Raw genomic sequence first — 16,703 nt, 5'->3', positions numbered from 1 at the left:
GTTGGCGTAAACGACAAAAAAGGATCAGATTACGCCATCTTGCGGCAGTGGAAGCGCTGGCGGTACTCGCCGGGCGTAAGGTGAAGCTGCTTCTCAAAGATGCGGCGCAAGTTAATGCTGGTGCCAAACCCGCTTTGCTCGGCAACGCGCTCAAGGGAGTCATGGGTCTGCTCAAGCAGCTGACGGGCCGCGGCCAGGCGCGCTTCGGTCACATAGCGGGCGGGAGAAACTCCCGCGTCGCGGGTAAACACGCGGGTGAAATTACGCGGGCTCATTGCCGCTTTCTCGGCCAGATTTTCCACGCACAGATCGGCGGTGAGGTTCTGCAGGATCCAGGTTTGCAGTTCGCTTATCGGACCGGATGTGCCGGGCTGCTGAAGGCTGTAGCGGCTGAACTGCAGCTGCCCGCCGGGACGGCGCAGGTACATCACCATATCCTGCGCGACGTCGCGGGCGAGGGTAAATCCGTAATCGTCCTCGACAAGCGCCAGGGTCAGATCGAACCCGGAACTGACGCCGCCGGAGGTCCAGATGGGGCCGTCCTGAATGTACAGCGGGCCGCCTTCGACCCGGATTGACGGGTACTGTGTCTGCATTGTCTCCAGCAGCCGCCAGTGGGTGGTCGCGCGGCGACCGTCCAGCAGGCCGGTCTGGGCCAGCAGCATCGCGCCGCCGCAGATAGAGGCTACCCGCCGGGCGTGCGGCGCAGCGAGGTGCAGCCAGTCAACCACCGCCGTGCTCTCCTGCTCGTTCATGCCGCGTCCGGTGATGATAATGGTATCCAGCGGTTCACGCGGATCCAGTTCCGGCAGGCGATAGTCCGCCAGCAAATTCAGGCCGGACTGGCCGTGGATCACCTGGTGAGGCTGCGTGGTGGCGATGATAATCCGGTAGCGGGGCTGCGCAAGCCCTTCCGGATGCAGCCGGTTGGCCTGCATCAGAATGTCGGCGATACCGGCGGCTTCAAACAGCATGCCGCCGTCGGGAACAATAATCAGGATCTTTTTCATGTCCTGAAAAGTACCTTTATTACAGAATAAGTCAAGGAACGCATGACCCCCACGTTTCTGGCAAAGCAAAGCGATTAATGTTCTTTGTTATTTCAGGCGTTTTCCCCGATCGTCAGAGAATTATCTCTGGCGAAACGGCGTCTGAAGGAATGAGTCAACGAAGCTCCCTCTATTTACATCCGCAACAACGCGAACAAATCCGCCACCTCGCATCGGGTTTTTTATGGCGAAGCGAACTGCCCACGTGGCTGCTGATTATCACTATTTATGCAGGCTGGTTTACCACGCTGGCGTTCTGGCAAACGCTGGGCCTGCTGCCCGCCACGCTGCTGCTCATCGGGTTTACCGCCTGGTACATGTCGCTGCAGCATGAGCTGATCCACGGGCATCCCACCCGTTTTGCCTGGCTGAACCAGCTGTTCGGCACGCTCCCGCTGGCGGTCTGGTATCCGTACGGCCTGTACCGGGACTCCCATCTCGCCCATCATCGGCACCATAGCCTGACCCATCCGGTGGATGACCCGGAGTCGTACTATTTTACCGACGAGAGCTGGGCGCGCTTTTCTCCCTGGCAGAAACGGCTTATCAGGGCCCGGAATACCTTTGCCGGACGGCTGATGCTGGCACCGCTGCTGGATATCCTTCAGACGCTGGGCAGCGCCGCGGCGGCATTTCGTCACCTTCACCTGCGCGCAATGACGATGTGGCTGGTGCACGCTTTGCTGCTGGTGGTGCTCTTCGCCTGGATGACGCACGTCGGTTTTTCTCCCTTCTGGTTCGTGCTGGCAGTCAGCTATCCGGCGCTGGCGCTGACCAAGGTCCGATCGTTTTTCGAACATCGCGCGGCGGACGATCCGCTGGCGCGCTCCGTCATTAACGAGGCCGGGCTGTTCTGGCGGATACTGTTTTTGAATCTCAACTACCATTCAGTACATCACGATCTGCCGGGCGTACCCTGGTACGGGCTGAAGGCGATCTACCAGCAAAACCGGGAGGCGTACCGGCAGCGAAACCACGGTTTTCTCGTCAGAGGCTATGGTGAATGGCTGCGTCAGTTCTGGGGCAGGCCCGTTGACGTCACCGTTCACCCAGGAAAACAACAGGGGGAAGGGCATGAGTAACCTGCTGGCGTTTCCCATGTATGCTGTGGATCGCGCCGACACCCGCGCGCTCTGGCTGGCGGTAAAAGGGCTGCTGGCTGCGCGCGGTGTGACCGTCGATCGCGATCCCGGCTGGCCGGAGTCCGATCTGCTGACCCACTGGCGACAGCCTGCGCTTGTCCTCAGCCAGACCTGCGGTTATCCGCTGGTTACCCAGCTTCCGGACGTGAAGGTGGTCGGCTGTTTTCACTACGTGGCACCTGGCTGCGAAGGGATCCAGTACCGCAGCTTTCTGGTGGTGCGCGAGGAGGATCGCCACCTCACGCTGGCGGATTTTCGCGGACGTCGTGCGGTCTGTAATTCTCCGGATTCGCAGTCCGGCTACAATGCGCTGCGAAAAATAGTCGCTCCCCTGGTGAGCAACGGTCCATTTTTCGCGCAAACGTCCTTCAGCGGCAGCCATCGCCAGTCGCTGATCGATGTGAAACGCGGGGCAGGGGATATCGCGGCCATCGACTGCGTGACATGGGCGTTGCTGCAGCGTCACGAGCCGGAAAGACTGACGGGGCTGGCGGTGATTGACCATACCCCTCTGACGCCGGGGCTGCCGCTCATTACCTCGCACCACACCTCGCCTGACACCCTTGATGCCCTTCGCGATGCGCTCCGCGCGCTGGTGAGTTTGCCGGAATATCGGGCCGTGTGCGGCGCGGTGCTGATTGACGGTTTTAGCGTGGTGACGCGCCAGGCCTACGCCTCATTATTGGCGTGATAAATCTCCAGCGCGTCGGTAAAACAGCGCAGCGCCAGCGAGGAGACGGGCTTCTGCCTGCGCATAATCAGGCCGACAGGGGCCTCAATGTTCGCGTCGGCGATGGGGACAATCCTGAAATTACTGTTCAGATCTTCCAGACCGTTATTCAGCGGCATCACGGCGCAGCATACGCCGCTTTGCACCGCCTGGATGATCTGAAACGTGGAGTCGCTCTCGAAAACGGACGTCGGTTCGATGCCGACAGACTTAAAGCTGGCCTCCATATGCGCCCGGTAATGCATCCCTTTAGTCAGAAACCCCAGCGGAAAATCCGTCAGATCGCGCCAGGTCAACGTCTCCTGGCCGAGCTGGAAATGGCGGACATCGTGCAGCAGGCCCATCTTCGTTTTGGGTAGCTGGATAATATCGAACAGGCTGGTGTCGATGCTGTTGAGGTAGCAAATGCCCAGCTCAAGCTGATTGCGGCTGACGCCGTCGGCAATCTGCGCGGAGGACATGGAATAGAGGCTGTAGGTCAGCTCCGGATATTTTTGGGTCAGCAGGCGAATAAAGATCATCGGATCCACGCTCGCCAGCGGCACCATCCCGAGACGTAATTCGCCCACCACCTGGCCTTTGCACAGCGCCGCTTCCGCCTGCAGCCCGTCGTGCGCGGCCAGCAGCGCGCGGGCCCACGCAAGGATACGCTCCCCTTCCGGCGTAAACCCTTCAAAGCGCTGTCCGCGCAAAATCAGCACCAGCCCCAGCTCCTCTTCCAGGCTGCGGATGCGCATGGAGAGGGTCGGCTGGGTGATGTTGCACTGCGAGGCCGCCTTGCCAAAATGGCGGGTCTCGTCGAGCGCGATTAAATATTTTAACTGTTTAATATCCATCTTTTCTCTGCGCGAACAGCCTTACAGCATGCGGATCTCTTTAGAGCGCAGGGTGATGCGAACCGGAACGGATTTATACGACGGCGTACCGCTGTCCTTATCCAGATAATCCAGCGGTACCAGCACGTTGGCCTCCGGATAATAGGCGCCGACGGTCCCCGGCGCGATGTTGTACGCCACCACGGTAATGTCTTTCAGACGCTGAACGCTGCCGGGGAGGGCGGTTTCGATATCCACGCGGTCGCCGTGTTCCAGCCCTGACTGCGCCATGTCGTCCTCGTTCATGAACAACACGTCGCGGCGGCCAAATACGCCACGGTAACGGTCGTCAAGGGCGTAAATGGTGGTGTTGTACTGGTCGTGGCTGCGCAGCGTGATTAGCCGCATAACATGCTCACCTTCGCCGCTGGCGTTCTCGTGAACACCGTCGAACACCGAGAACATCGCTTTTCCCGTCGCCGTTGGCCAGATGCGTTGCGTGGGCGGCAGCGGCATACGGAAGCCACCGGGAACGCGGATCCGCGCATTGTAGTTCTCAAAGCCCGGGATGGTCTGCTCGATCAGATCGCGGATGCGGTCGTAATCCTCAATCAGCATCAACCAGTCCACGCGGGTTTCCGGCAGTGTGGCTTTCGCCATGCCGGCGACGATAGCCGGTTCCGAACGGAGTAACGGTGAGGCGGGTTTCAGCTTGCCGGATGAGGCATGGACCATCGACATCGAGTCTTCGACGGTAATGGACTGACGACCGGTAGCCTGAACATCCAGCTCGGTACGGCCAAGACACGGGAAAATAAAGGTCTCTTTGCCCACCAGCAGATGGGTGCGGTTCAGCTTGGTGCCGACGTGCACGCTCAAATCCAGGTTACCCATCGCCGGAAAACCACGTTCGTGATCGGGCATCGCCACCGCAAAATTACCCCCGAGGCAGATGAGCGCCTTCGCGCGGCCGTCGATCATGGCCTGCGTGGCCTGCACCGCATCGTGTCCATGGTGAGACGGCGGCTCAAAGCCGAAAACGTCCTTCAGACGGTTCAGGAAGGCCGGCGTGGGTTTCTCGCTAATCCCGACGGTTCGGTTCCCCTGAACGTTTGAATGACCGCGCAGGGGGCATATTCCCGCACCGGGCTTGCCAATATTCCCGCGCAGCAGCAGCAGGTCCGCAATCAGGCGGACGTTCGCCGTGCCTTTATTGTGCTGGGTAATGCCCATCCCGTAGGTGATAATGGTGGCATTCGATTTCGCATAGGCCTCGGCTACCGTTTTGAGGGCCGCCTGACTGAGACCTGACTCCAGCTCGATTTCGTCCCAGCGGGTCTGTGCGATATCGACGGTGAAATCTTCAATGCCCTGGGTATGTTCGGCGATAAACGCGCGATCGAGCACGTCGCCGCGTTCGGCCTCCATTTCAAGCAGGTGTTTAGCTATGCCTTTCAGCGCGGCGGCATCGCCCCCGGCCTTCACCTGGAAGTAGGTTGAGGCAATATCCGTAGAGCCGTAAGTTGCCATTTCAATCACGCTTTGCGGATCGGCAAAACGTTCGAGGGCGCGCTCGCGCAGCGGGTTAAAGACGATAATCGGCACGTTGCGGCGGGCCAGCTCATGGAGGGTGCCCATCATTCGCGGATGGTTCGTGCCGGGGTTGTGACCGATGGAGATAACCAGCTCGGTCTTGTCGAAATCATCCAGCGACACGGTGCCTTTCCCGATGCCAATAGAACGCGGCAAGCCGACGCTGGTGGCCTCGTGACACATATTAGAGCAGTCGGGGAAGTTGTTGGTGCCGTATTCGCGAGCGAACAGCTGGAACAGATACGCCGCTTCATTAGAGGCCCGCCCGGAGGTATAGAACTCAACCTGGTCCGGTTCAAGCCCGCGCAGCACTTCGCCGATGCGTTCAAACGCCTCGTCCCAGACGACGGGCCGGAAGGTATCGCTTGCCCGGTCATAGCGCAGGGGATGCGTGAGTCGACCGTAACCTTCCAGCTCAAAGTCCGATTTTGCCAGCAGCGAGGAGACGCTGTTTTCGGCCAGAAACGCGGGGGTAACGCGTTTGCTGGTGGCTTCCCAGGTCACCGCTTTGGCGCCGTTCTCGCAGAACTGGAAGGTCGATTTGTGTTCTTTATCCGGCCACGCGCAGCCCGGGCAGTCAAAGCCGTCAGGCTGGTTGGTGCGCAGCAGCGTCGCGGGGGCATCAAGGGTATCCATTTGGGTACGTACTGCAATGGCCGTCGCTTTCAATGCGCCCCAGCCGCCGGCAGGGCCGTCATAGTGTCTGATACCCGGCACCGAGCGTCTTTTCTTGTTCATACCCACTCCTGATTTGTTCGGTCACACAACGTCTGAACCCCTAAAAGCGCTGCAAAGAACGATAAGCGAAAGCAATGACGACCGGATGGCGACGCGCGTGCGGTACAAAAAGATGCTTTAACTTAAATTCTTTTTATTACAGTTGCTTATAGAGGGTGATGTTGAAACATTTAAAGAAATTATAACGATTTTTTATCATTTTAATAATAAATCTTATCTATCGCATGGTAAGCAAGATAGATGGGGCGAGTAGGAGAAGATGTAGCACCAATAAAGTTTCGAATGAAGCCTTTGAGCGGTGACAATAAACAACATTCACAGCTGGCGGGCTATCGCGAGCATTTTCGGCTGCGATAAGGTCAGGAAGGTTAACTCAGGCTTAATGATTAATGGATAAAATTTAGGCCTGACGGGATAATTGCCATAACGAGAAATATAAAGTTATTTTTAGGCGTGAAATTAACGCCCTGCAACATAAGTGAAATAGTCACATTCAAGTCTTAGAGTCCGATCGATATTAAAGATACTCTGTTAGTGCAACAAATAATTCATCGTTGATATATTCTGCTGACCTCATCAATACGCAAATTCTACTAATTATGGTAGTGGCGATAATAGCAGTATTGCGTTAATGAAAGTATTTCTCTTTTGTTTTATTTGTATATAAAACAAAAAGTTGCAGTGTATTTTGGTAGGAAAATAAGAGAGTTTAGGCCATGCCGGGTTTTTTCATAGGATTAATCCTATAATTTTCCGACTGCTTCATTTAGCAACAGTTACGCAACGGTAAATATTGAATTGAGGCAAAGCTCATGTAAACTTGCTTACCGTTTGTCAAAATATGTCAGGAAGACGCTGGGCCTTATTCTGAAGGGCTCGTGCGGTAGCTATGCCCTTAAAATAGTAACGCCCCGAAAATATCCTGGCTATTTTAACAATAGCACTTAAGTCAAACTTCACCCCCTTATCTTCATCATCGAAATATCGCTACGGAAAAGCATATGAAAATGCGCGTACTGTTTTCACTTCTGTTTGTAATGGCGGTGGCGGGCTGTAAAGCGCCGCAGAAACCTGTGATCAACGACGATACGATTGAGACCAGTCAGGTCAACGGCGTCACCTTAACCCACCGTCACGCTGTTACCCCGCCGGCGGAGTTCACGCCGGTCAACGAGCCGTATCGTGCTATGTATCCGGCCTCTCTGATGAGCCGCCCTGACTTCGGCGGTAAAGTTATCCGCACTCTTGATACCGGAAAAACGTACGTGGTGCTGGGTCAGGTTGAACACTACTGGATGGCGCTTGCCGATGAAGGTAACGAGCAGCTGATTGGTTACGTCCCGATGCGCGCCGTGATCAAGGCCGACCTGTACGACGCCGCCGTGCGTAAACAGGCTATTCGTCCGAAGACGCGTAAAAAAGCGACCTGTGTCGATGTCGATGGTAACAGCAAAGCCTGCAAAGACAGCGCTAACGGTACCTGGATCCTGAACTAAACGGCTTTCATGAGCGCATTTTTATGAATAATAAAAATTTTCATAGGCTGTGGTTATTCTTTTACGCGGTGATTTTCGCCCTGGTCAGTGGTTGTACGTCGTCTTCACACAGCGACCCCTCCCGCTACAATATGCAGTTTCAGGCTCATCCACAAATCAATGAATCTGCGCCGCTTAAGGTCCGGGTGCTGTTGCTGAAATCCGATGCGGATTTCATGTCCAGCGACTTTTACTCCCTGCAGAACAACGCGTCAGCCACGCTTGGCGCGAATCTGCTGAACAGCGACGTGTTTTTCCTGATGCCGGGACAGCTGTCCAAAACCCTCAGCGGGCAAAGCTCTCCGGAGGCCCGCTACATAGGCGTGATGGCGGAGTATCAGGTGCTGGATGGCAAAAAATGGCGCGTATCACTTCCTCTGCCCGTGCCTGGCGAAAATCATATCTACCAGTTCTGGAAATGGTCCGCAGATGAACTCCAGGCCAACGTTTTTCTCGACGTGAACGGCATTCGGGTCATCAGCCAGTAACGCGCTTCAAAACAGGAAACACATCATCATGACGAAAGCAGAAAAGGTCGTCTGGACCGAAGGCATGTTCCTGCGTCCACACCATTTTCAGCGGACTGAAAGCTATCTGCTCAACCATGTTCGTGAATGGGGCGCGCTGCAGCGATCGTATCTCTGGGGCTTTCTTGACGTTGAACTGGATGAAGCGATGCTTCGTCAGGGATGCATAGCCCTGAGCTACTGCAGTGGGTTGCTGCCGGACGGCACCTTTTTCCAGGTCCGTAACGGGCGCAACGGTCCTGTACCGCTGAAAATTCCTGACAATCTCACTAACGAAAAGGTGGTGCTCGCGCTGCCGGTTCGTCGTGGCGAGAGAGAAGAGGTGATCTTTAGCGAAGAGGCAGCCTCGCTGGCGCGCTTTATCGCTTTCGAGCAAGAGGTGGAAGACGACAACGCCATGTCGGTGGGAGATGCCACCGTTCAGTTTGGCCGCCTGCGTCTGACCCTGATGCTGGAAAAAGACCTCACGGCAGAATGGACCGCCATCGGCGTGGCGTTTGTGACGGAGAAACGTAACGACAACCACGTGCGGCTCGACAACAGCTACATCCCGCCGATGCTCAATGCCAACAACAGCCCGCAGATCTACAGCATGATCAACGATCTGCACGGCTTGCTGGTACAGCGCAGCCAGCAAATTGGCGGTCGTTTGCGCCAGCCCGGTCGCTTTAATACCTCTGAACTGATTGAGTTCACGCTGCTGTCGCTGGTTAATCGTCATCTGGGCGAGGTGTCTCATTTAAAAACCCTCCCGCTGCTGCACCCGGAAACGCTCTGGCGCAGCTGGCTGCCGTTTGCGACCGAACTTGCCACCTGGACGTCGCAGCGGACCGCCGAAAGCGTGCTGCCGATTTACGATCATGACGATCTGGCAAACTGCTTCAGCAAGCTCATGCTGATGCTGCGTCAGGGACTGTCGCTGGTGATGGAAGACCACGCGATTCAGATCCCGCTTAACGAACGCTCTCACGGCCTGAACATCGCCACGGTGCCTGAAACCAGCATGGTGCGTGAGTTCGGCTTCGTGCTGGCGGTAAAAGCCAACGTGCCGGGCGAACACCTGCAAACCCATTTCCCGGCGCAGATGAAGGTCGCACCGGTGTCGAAAATCCGCGATCTGGTTCAGCTTCAGCTGCCGGGCATTATGCTGCGGGCCATGCCGGTCGCGCCGCCGCAGATCCCTTGGCATGCCGGCTACAGCTACTTCGAGCTCGAGAAGGGCAGCGAGCTGTGGCACGAGATGGATAAGTCCGGCGCATTCGCCCTGCACCTTGCAGGGGAGTTCCCGGGGCTGGATATGGAGTTTTGGGCCATCCGTAGCCCGACAGAATAATAAAGCGAGCGCTTAATATGCAGGAACGACAGGACACCGGCAGCGATGCCGCGTTTACCGGGGCCAGTAGCAACAATCAGCTGGTGGCGGCCGCCAATCCGCTGCTCAATGCGATTCCGCAGATCCGTCATTCGGTCTCCCATGACGATCAGGTGGCGTTACGCCAGCGCCTGATCGATGAAATTCGCCGTTTTGAAGTCCGCTGCCAGCAGGCAGGGCTGCCCTACGAAGTGATCGTCGGGGCACGTTACTGCCTGTGTACGGCGCTCGACGAGGCCGCCGCGCTCACCCCCTGGGGCAGCAGCGGCGTCTGGTCCAGCAACGGTCTGCTGGTGACGTTCCATAACGAAACCTGGGGCGGCGAGAAGTTCTTCCAGCTGCTGGCGCGCCTGTCGCAAAACCCGCGCGAGCATATTCTGCTGCTGGAGATGATCAACTACTGCCTGCTGCTGGGCTTCGAGGGACGCTATCGGGTTCTGGATAATGGCCGCACCCAGCTTGAGACCATCAAGCAGCGGCTGTGGCAGATGATCCGCGGCGTGCGCGGCAGCTATCCGCCGCCGCTTTCTCCCCATCCGGAAGATCGCCCGGTTCTGCGTAAGCTCTGGCGGCCGATGGTTCCTCTGTGGGCCTGCGTGGCGCTGGCCGGGTTTATCGCCTGTCTCTTCTATATCGTGCTTAACTGGCGTCTTGGCGACAGCACCAACCCGGTGCTGGCGAAGATTTACCAGTCCCAGCTGCCGGAAACCACTATTCAGCAACCGGCCCGTCAGCTACCGGCGGTGCTTAACCTTCGCGGCTTCCTGAAACCGGAGATCGAGGCTGGCCTCGTCGCGGTGAAAGACGAAGCGGATCGCAGCGTCGTTATCCTGAAAGGCGACGGGCTGTTTGCCTCTGCCTCGACCGTCGTGCGCGACCGCTATGAACCGGTCATCAACCGCATTGCGCAGGCGATGAATAACGTCAGCGGCAAAATTCTGGTGGTGGGCTACAGCGACAACGTGCCGATCCGCAGCGCGCGCTTTGCCTCCAACTATGAACTCTCTCTGGAACGCGCCCGCTCGGTACAAAAAATGCTGCAGGGAAGCCTCTCTCAGCCTGGCCGCGTGAAAGCGGAAGGGCGGGGCGAGATTAACCCGGTAGCGCCGAACACGACGCCTGAAAACCGCGCCCGTAACCGCCGTGTGGAAATTACTCTGCTGGTGTCGCCTGAAAACACTCAGGCCGAGCTGAACGGATTGCCGCAAGGAAACTAAGGAATGCTGACTACACTTCTTTCCATTTTGACCAACCGCATTCTGTGGAGCTTCCTCGGCGTAACGGCGCTTGCGGCTGTGATCTGGATGATTGGTCCTCTGTTGTCCATCGTGGACACCCGACCGCTTGAATCTGAACAGAACCGTATTATCAGCATTGCCGTGGTCTATCTACTCTGGGCACAGGGCCACATTCTGCCGCGCCTGTACAATGCCTGGCTGAACCGCAAGCTGATGGACAAGCTCAAGGAGAATACCGCCAGCCCGGAAGCCGCGGATCCGCAGAAGCGGCTGAACAGCGAGGAGCAGATCCTCGCCAGCCGTTTTGATGAAGCCGCGCAGATGCTTAAAAAAGCGCACTTCAGCAAAGCGGGCCAGGGCGCCCAGTGGACGCAGCGCTTCAGCACGCAATATCTCTATCAGCTGCCGTGGTACGTCATTATTGGCGCGCCGGGCTCGGGTAAAACCACGGCGCTGGTCAATTCCGGACTGCAGTTCCCGCTGGCCGATCGTTTCGGTAAGACCGCGCTGCGGGGCATTGGCGGCACGCGTAACTGCGACTGGTGGTTCACCAATGAGGCGGTGCTGCTGGACACGGCGGGCCGCTATACCACCCAGGAGAGCGAGCAGGTGCAGGACGCCGGCGAATGGCTGGAGTTCATGGGGTTACTGCGTAAGTATCGCCGCCGCCAGCCGATCAACGGCGTCATCGTCACGATCAGCATTTCGGACCTGCTGACCCAGTCTGCCGAGGCGTCCCGCCAGCAGGCGGTGAACCTGCGCCAGCGCCTGTCCGAGCTGCATGAACAGCTGGGTATCCGCTTCCCGGTCTACGTGATGGTGACCAAGGCCGACCTGCTTAAAGGCTTCCGCGCCTGGTTTGCCGACTACGATAAAGCGCAGCGCGACCAGATCTGGGGCTTTACGCTGCCGTGGGAGCAAACCAAACACGCCGATTACGACCTGATGGGCAACTTCCAGCAGGAGTTTTCTCTGCTCCAGCAGCGCCTCGATGCCGGGCTGCCGGAAACCATGCTGAAAGAGCATGACGCGAAAACCCGCGCGGAAGCGTATCTCTTCCCGCAGGAGTTCGCCGCGCTGCGTCCGCTGCTGGCGGACTACCTGAGCACGGTATTCGCCCGCTCCAACTTTGAAACCGAGTTCTCTCCGCGCGGGATCTACTTCGCCAGCGGGACGCAGGAAGGCATGCCGTTTGACCGCGTGATGGGCGAACTGAACCGCGCGCTGTCGCTGCCGGAAGGGGGAGAGGCGGATAACTGGGATTCGGTCAGCAAAGAAGCGCCAATCCCGGGGGCAAAAGGCCAGAGTTTCTTCATTAAGAACCTGCTGCAAAACGTCATCTTCCAGGAAGCCGGGATCGCCGGGGAAAACCGCTGGTGGGAGCTGCGCAACCGGGCGGTGATCTGGTCCGGCTACGCGGCGCTGCTGGCCCTGCTGGTGATCCTGGGCGGTCTGTGGCTGACCAGCTATGCCAAAAACAAGGCCTACCTGGAAGAGGTGGATGCGAAGGTGCCGCTGCTGGACCAGCAGAGCAAAGCCTTACAGAACCAGACCCAGCGTGACCTGTTCGATCTGCTGCCGCTGCTGAACGGTCTGGTTGACCTGCCGAAAAGCGACGCGTTTGATGTCAACGATCCGCCCGTATCCCGCCGTATGGGACTCTATCGCGGGGATGACGTCAGCGACGCCTCGCAGTCGCTGTACCAGAAAGCGCTGGATCAGATGCTGCTGCCTGCCGTTGCCATGCACATCACCACCTGGCTTCGTAACGACAACGGCAGCGATGTGGAATACAGCTATGAAGCGCTGAAAGCCTATCAGATGCTCTATCAGCCAAAGCACTACGACGGTAAATTCCTGCATTCGTGGGTGATGCTCAACCTGCAGCGGAATCTGCCGCAGAACGTCACGAAGGCGCAGCTGCAGCAGCTTGAATGGCACCTGACGCAGCTGCTGGAGCCGAAAATTCAGGCCTCGCCGTACGCGCAGGACGAATCGCTGGTTGCCCGCGAAAGGGCGATGATCGGCCAGCAGCCGCTCTCCACGCGGGTGTACGGTCGCCTCAAGCGCCTGCTGGAGCATGATGACAACCTGAAGCCGGTCTCCCTTTCCGACCTGGGCGGGCCGCAGAGCGAGCTGGTATTTTCCCGTAAAAGCGGCAAGCCGGTCAGCGAAGGCGTACCGGGGCTTTATACGCCGGACGGCTACTGGAAAAGCTTTAACGGCCAGATTGACAGCGTAACCACCGCTCTGCACGAGGACGACGCCTGGGTGCTGGGGGCCGCGACGGTGCAGGAGGATAAACAGCAGATCGACAACGCCGTGCGCCAGCTCTACATGCGCGACTTTATCGCGAACTGGGATCGCTTCCTCGCCGACATTCAGCTCAATAACAGCGCCGATCTTTCCCAGCGCATCAACACCGCGCGCCTGCTCTCCGGAGCCAACTCGCCGCTGCGCCGTCTGGTGCAGAACCTGAGCCAGGTCCTGACGCTCTCCCGCGATACGCCAGCGCCGGAAGATGCGGGTAAAGCGCAGGCGCAAAGCAACCGCGCCACCCGCACGCTGGAAGCGCTGTTCAGTAATAATGACAATGCGCCGACGCAGGCCGCCGCGGTTACCCAGGCGCCGGAACAGCTGGTGACCGACCACTACGCACCGATGATTGAGCTGGCCCAGCCGCTGGAGAAGGGCGGGAAGACCATCGTGTTTGACGATTTTCTCAAGCAGGTGGATGAGCTGTATCGTTACCTGACCGCCGTGCAGGATGCGGCCAACAGCGGCATGCCGGCGCCGGGCGGGGAGGCGATCAGCCGCCTGCAGGCCAGCGCCGGTCGTCTGCCGGGCGGGCTGCAAACCATGTTCAGCAACATGGCTGTGGGCGCCAGCAGCGATACCCAGCGTCGTGACCTGGAAAACGTACGGAAGCGGATTAACGTTGAAGTGGGCGGGTTCTGTCGCCAGGCAATTGCCGGTCGCTACCCGCTGGTGCGCAGCGCCAGCACCGAGGTAACCCCTGACGATCTCGCGCGCATGTTTGCGCCGGGGACCGGGCTGATGGATACCTTCTTTCGCGATAACCTGACCAGCAAAGTGGACACCACCCAGGCAAACTGGCGCTTTATGCCGGGCATCGACGGTAAAACGCTGCCGGGCAGTGAAGGGTTGCTGAGACCGTTCCAGCAGGCCCAGTCGATTCGCGACGCCTTCTTTGCTAACGGCGCAACCACGCCGTCCTTTAAGGTGACGGTTCGCACCGTGCGAATGGATAACTCCATTCTGAACCTGACGCTGGACGTTGACGGCCAGCTGCTGCGCTACAGCCACGGCCCGCAGGCCGTGCAGATCATGAACTGGCCGGGGCCGGGCGGCACCAACCAGGTGCGCATGCAGCTGGGGCTGACGAACGGCAGCACGGCGACGCTGGTGACCAACGGTTCCTGGGCGCTGAACCGCTTCTTTGATAAAGCGAGCACCAGCCCGGGGGCGGGTAGCCTGAGCCGTCAGGCCACCTTCAACGTCGACGGACATCAGGTCACGCTGGAGTTTGCGCCAAACAGCATTCGTAACCCGTTCCAGCTTCCCCGTTTCTCATGCCCATAACCGCAAGGACAGCCGTATGACGAATACCCCTGCGATGAACCGCTATAGCTGGTATGGCAAGTTACCCAGCGCCGGAGATTTTTTGCAGCGTCGCTTTCCTGACACTTTACAGCGCCAGTGGTCACACTGGTTCCAGGTCGGCCTGCTGGCCTGGCAGCAGGAAGAGCAGCGCAGCGGCGAGCGCCAGTTTCAGAAAGCGCCAGTCTGGAATTTTGTGGTACCGCCCATGCTGGGCAGCCAGATGATCCAGATGGGCTGTCTGCTGCCCGGCCGCGACAGCGTTGGCCGACAGTATCCTGTTTGCCTTCAGCTGAGCTTCGCGCCGTCCGAATGGTCGACCAGCCTGCTCAGCCAAGCCGAAAGCTGGTATCAGCAGATTGGGCGCCTGGGGCTGCACGCGGTGCGCAACAGTTTTTCCGCCTCGCAGCTCGACGAAATGCTGATGACCATTCCGGCGCCGCAGCCGGTCGAGCCGCAAAAGCGTTCCGACATACTTGATGTGATTGGCTATGACGAGGACGGCCAGAGCACGCTGGGCTGGCCTCAGGCGGCTGAATGTTTTGATCCTCTGCGTCAGACCAGCTACTGGTGGACCAACCGCTGCGACGGCTACCCGCTGTACACCCACGTGCACAGCGGTAACTTTACCGGGCAGCTTTTCACCCTGCTGTTCGACCCGGCAGGGGGCGCTCGTCCGGGCCGTCACGGTCTCTATCCGCCTATGTTTGAATAAGCAGGGATCTCATGAATATCGAAGAATTTCTCGCGCCAATAAGTCCCGAAAAACCCTGTGGCGAAAACCTGGAGTACGACGCCGAATTCCAGAGCATGAATCAGGCAAGTCTTGGGAAAGCGGAACAGCAGTTTGGCGACACCATTATTCCGGCAGAACCAGCTGACTGGAACACGGTGGAAAAATACGCCATCAGCCTGCTGACCCGCACCAAAGATCTTCGCGTCCTGCTGGCGTTAACCCATGCCTGGACCCGCCGTCGCGGGCTTGCGGGCTACGCGGACGGATTGCTGCTGGTGCAGGAGGCGATCGCCCGCTACTGGGAGCCGCTCTATCCGCTGCTGGAAGAGTATGGCGAAACCGACCCGTTCTACCGCATTAACGCCCTGGCAGGGCTGAGCGATAAGTCCGACCTCACCATCGCCGTGCGTAACGCCTCGCTGCTGCGTTCAAACGGCGATGAAATTTCGCTCCGGGATGCTCAGGCCCTGCTGGACGGCAGTAAAACCGAATGCCCGGACTATCCCGGCGGGCGTCCACGGCTGATTGACGAGCTGGCCCGCGGCGACCAGCCGGGGACCGCAGCGGTTATCGTCATCAACGAACGGCTGCTGGCCATTCGCGAGCTGCTCACCGGGCATCTCGGTGAAAGCGGCGTGCCCGAGATGGAGCAGTTGCTTAAAACCGTCGGACTGGTAGCAAGCGCGTGTCAGGTAACCGACCTCAGCAAGCTGCTGCCGAACCGTGAGGCGCATGCAGAACCACAGGCAGAGCAGCCGTCGTCGGCAGCGCAGCCCGCTCAGCCGGTCACCGACTGGCGCAGCGTGCAGGTCACCAGCCGCGCCGACGCGCAGCTGATGCTGGAAAAAGCAAAACAGTATTTTGCGCAGTACGAACCGAGCCACCCCGCACCGCTGATGATTGAACGGGTGCAGCGGCTGTCAGAACTCAACTTTATGGACATTATTCGCGACCTGGCGCCAGACGGCGTTAACCAACTTGAAAACATCTTTGGGCGCCGCGAATAACGCGTCCAGGCATTATGACGACAGGCATGGAGCCTGCCGTTTCACCTTCACCGCGCATCTTTGATGGAGAACATCATGGCAATGAGTAACAGTGGGCAGAAATTCATCGCACGTAACCGTGCCCCCCGCGTGCAGATCGAGTACGACGTAGAGATCTACGGTGCAGAACGTAAGATTCAGCTGCCGTTTGTGATGGGCGTCATGGCCGATCTGGTCGGTAAACCGGTTGAAAACCTGCCGGCCGTCGACGAGCGTAAATTCCTCGAAATCGACATCGATAACTTTGACGAACGCATGAAGGCGCTTAAGCCGCGCGTGGCGTTCCAGGTGGATAACACCCTGACCGGCGAAGGTAAGCTCAACGTAGATCTGACCTTCGACAGCATGGACGACTTCCTGCCGGATGCGGTGGCCCGCAAGGTTGAGCCGCTGAACAAGCTGCTGGAAGCGCGTACCCAGCTTTCCAACCTGCTGACCTATATGGACGGCAAAAACGGTGCGGAAGAGCTGATCGCTAAAATTCTGCAGGATCCGACGCTGCTCAAATCCCTGAGCCAGTTGCCGAAAAATGACGAAAGCGCGAAAGGTAGCGAGGAATAA

The 16,703-nt window shown here is 58.4% G+C and carries 13 protein-coding genes; 10 read left to right on the top strand and 3 right to left on the bottom strand.

Going from position 1 to position 16,703, the window contains the following annotated elements; genetic code table 11:
- Positions 1-29: 29 nt before the first annotated feature.
- Positions 30-1,010 carry a GlxA family transcriptional regulator gene (locus USH94_RS14320; RefSeq protein WP_111964774.1) on the bottom strand — a complete coding sequence of 327 codons (981 nt, stop codon included), beginning with the start codon at positions 1,008-1,010 and terminating at the stop codon, positions 30-32.
- Positions 1,011-1,159: 149 nt separating this feature from the next.
- On the opposite strand from USH94_RS14320, the gene USH94_RS14315 reads away from it, so the two are divergent.
- Both USH94_RS14315 and USH94_RS14310 read left to right on the top strand, forming a co-directional pair.
- The gene (locus tag USH94_RS14315; RefSeq protein ID WP_111964876.1) at positions 1,160-2,131 is read left to right on the top strand and encodes a fatty acid desaturase; all 972 of its coding nucleotides are present in this window, start codon (positions 1,160-1,162) and stop codon (positions 2,129-2,131) included.
- Positions 2,124-2,882 (top strand): phosphate/phosphite/phosphonate ABC transporter substrate-binding protein, encoded by a 759-nt coding sequence (locus USH94_RS14310; RefSeq protein ID WP_111964773.1) that lies wholly within the window; start codon positions 2,124-2,126, stop codon positions 2,880-2,882. Before USH94_RS14315 ends, USH94_RS14310 begins: the two co-directional genes overlap by 8 nt.
- Here the strand turns inward: USH94_RS14310 and USH94_RS14305 are convergent.
- Both USH94_RS14305 and USH94_RS14300 read right to left on the bottom strand, forming a co-directional pair.
- Positions 2,861-3,757, bottom strand: coding sequence for a LysR family transcriptional regulator (locus USH94_RS14305; protein WP_111964772.1), 897 nt, complete (start codon positions 3,755-3,757; stop codon positions 2,861-2,863). The two genes, USH94_RS14310 and USH94_RS14305, sit on opposite strands and share 22 nt — an antisense overlap.
- Before the next feature lie 21 nt (positions 3,758-3,778).
- Positions 3,779-6,067, bottom strand: coding sequence for an FdhF/YdeP family oxidoreductase (locus tag USH94_RS14300; RefSeq protein ID WP_111964771.1), 2,289 nt, complete (start codon positions 6,065-6,067; stop codon positions 3,779-3,781).
- Between the two features lie 1,001 nt (positions 6,068-7,068).
- Here USH94_RS14300 and USH94_RS14295 point away from each other — a divergent pair.
- The 8 genes from USH94_RS14295 (at position 7,069) to tssB (ending at position 16,703) form a co-directional block, all read left to right on the top strand.
- Positions 7,069-7,563, top strand: a complete 495-nt coding sequence (locus tag USH94_RS14295; RefSeq protein ID WP_111964770.1) for an SH3 domain-containing protein — start codon at positions 7,069-7,071, stop codon at positions 7,561-7,563.
- A gap of 23 nt (positions 7,564-7,586) precedes the next feature.
- Entirely contained in the window at positions 7,587-8,090 is a 504-nt protein-coding gene (tssJ, locus tag USH94_RS14290; protein WP_111964769.1) for a type VI secretion system lipoprotein TssJ, read from the top strand.
- A gap of 28 nt (positions 8,091-8,118) precedes the next feature.
- On the top strand, positions 8,119-9,462 hold the full coding sequence (gene tssK, locus USH94_RS14285) for a type VI secretion system baseplate subunit TssK (RefSeq protein WP_111964768.1): 1,344 nt from the start codon (positions 8,119-8,121) through the stop codon (positions 9,460-9,462).
- Between the two features lie 17 nt (positions 9,463-9,479).
- A complete protein-coding gene (locus tag USH94_RS14280; protein ID WP_045404313.1) occupies positions 9,480-10,718 on the top strand; it encodes a DotU family type VI secretion system protein in 1,239 nt (412 codons plus the stop codon).
- Between the two features lie 3 nt (positions 10,719-10,721).
- The gene (tssM, locus tag USH94_RS14275; protein WP_111964767.1) at positions 10,722-14,342 is read left to right on the top strand and encodes a type VI secretion system membrane subunit TssM; all 3,621 of its coding nucleotides are present in this window, start codon (positions 10,722-10,724) and stop codon (positions 14,340-14,342) included.
- A 16-nt stretch (positions 14,343-14,358) separates the two neighbouring features.
- Positions 14,359-15,075, top strand: coding sequence for a type VI secretion system-associated protein TagF (tagF, locus tag USH94_RS14270; protein WP_029740102.1), 717 nt, complete (start codon positions 14,359-14,361; stop codon positions 15,073-15,075).
- Between the two features lie 11 nt (positions 15,076-15,086).
- Positions 15,087-16,103: a type VI secretion system protein TssA gene (gene tssA / locus USH94_RS14265; protein WP_111964766.1), complete on the top strand. Its 1,017-nt coding sequence runs from the start codon at positions 15,087-15,089 to the stop codon at positions 16,101-16,103.
- A 75-nt stretch (positions 16,104-16,178) separates the two neighbouring features.
- On the top strand, positions 16,179-16,703 hold the full coding sequence (gene tssB, locus USH94_RS14260) for a type VI secretion system contractile sheath small subunit (protein ID WP_008502644.1): 525 nt from the start codon (positions 16,179-16,181) through the stop codon (positions 16,701-16,703).

The organism is Enterobacter sp. 148H3, from assembly GCF_034107425.1.
GTDB classification, from domain to species: Bacteria; Pseudomonadota; Gammaproteobacteria; order Enterobacterales; family Enterobacteriaceae; genus Enterobacter; species Enterobacter vonholyi.
This window is presented reverse-complemented; position numbering and strand designations above follow the sequence as displayed.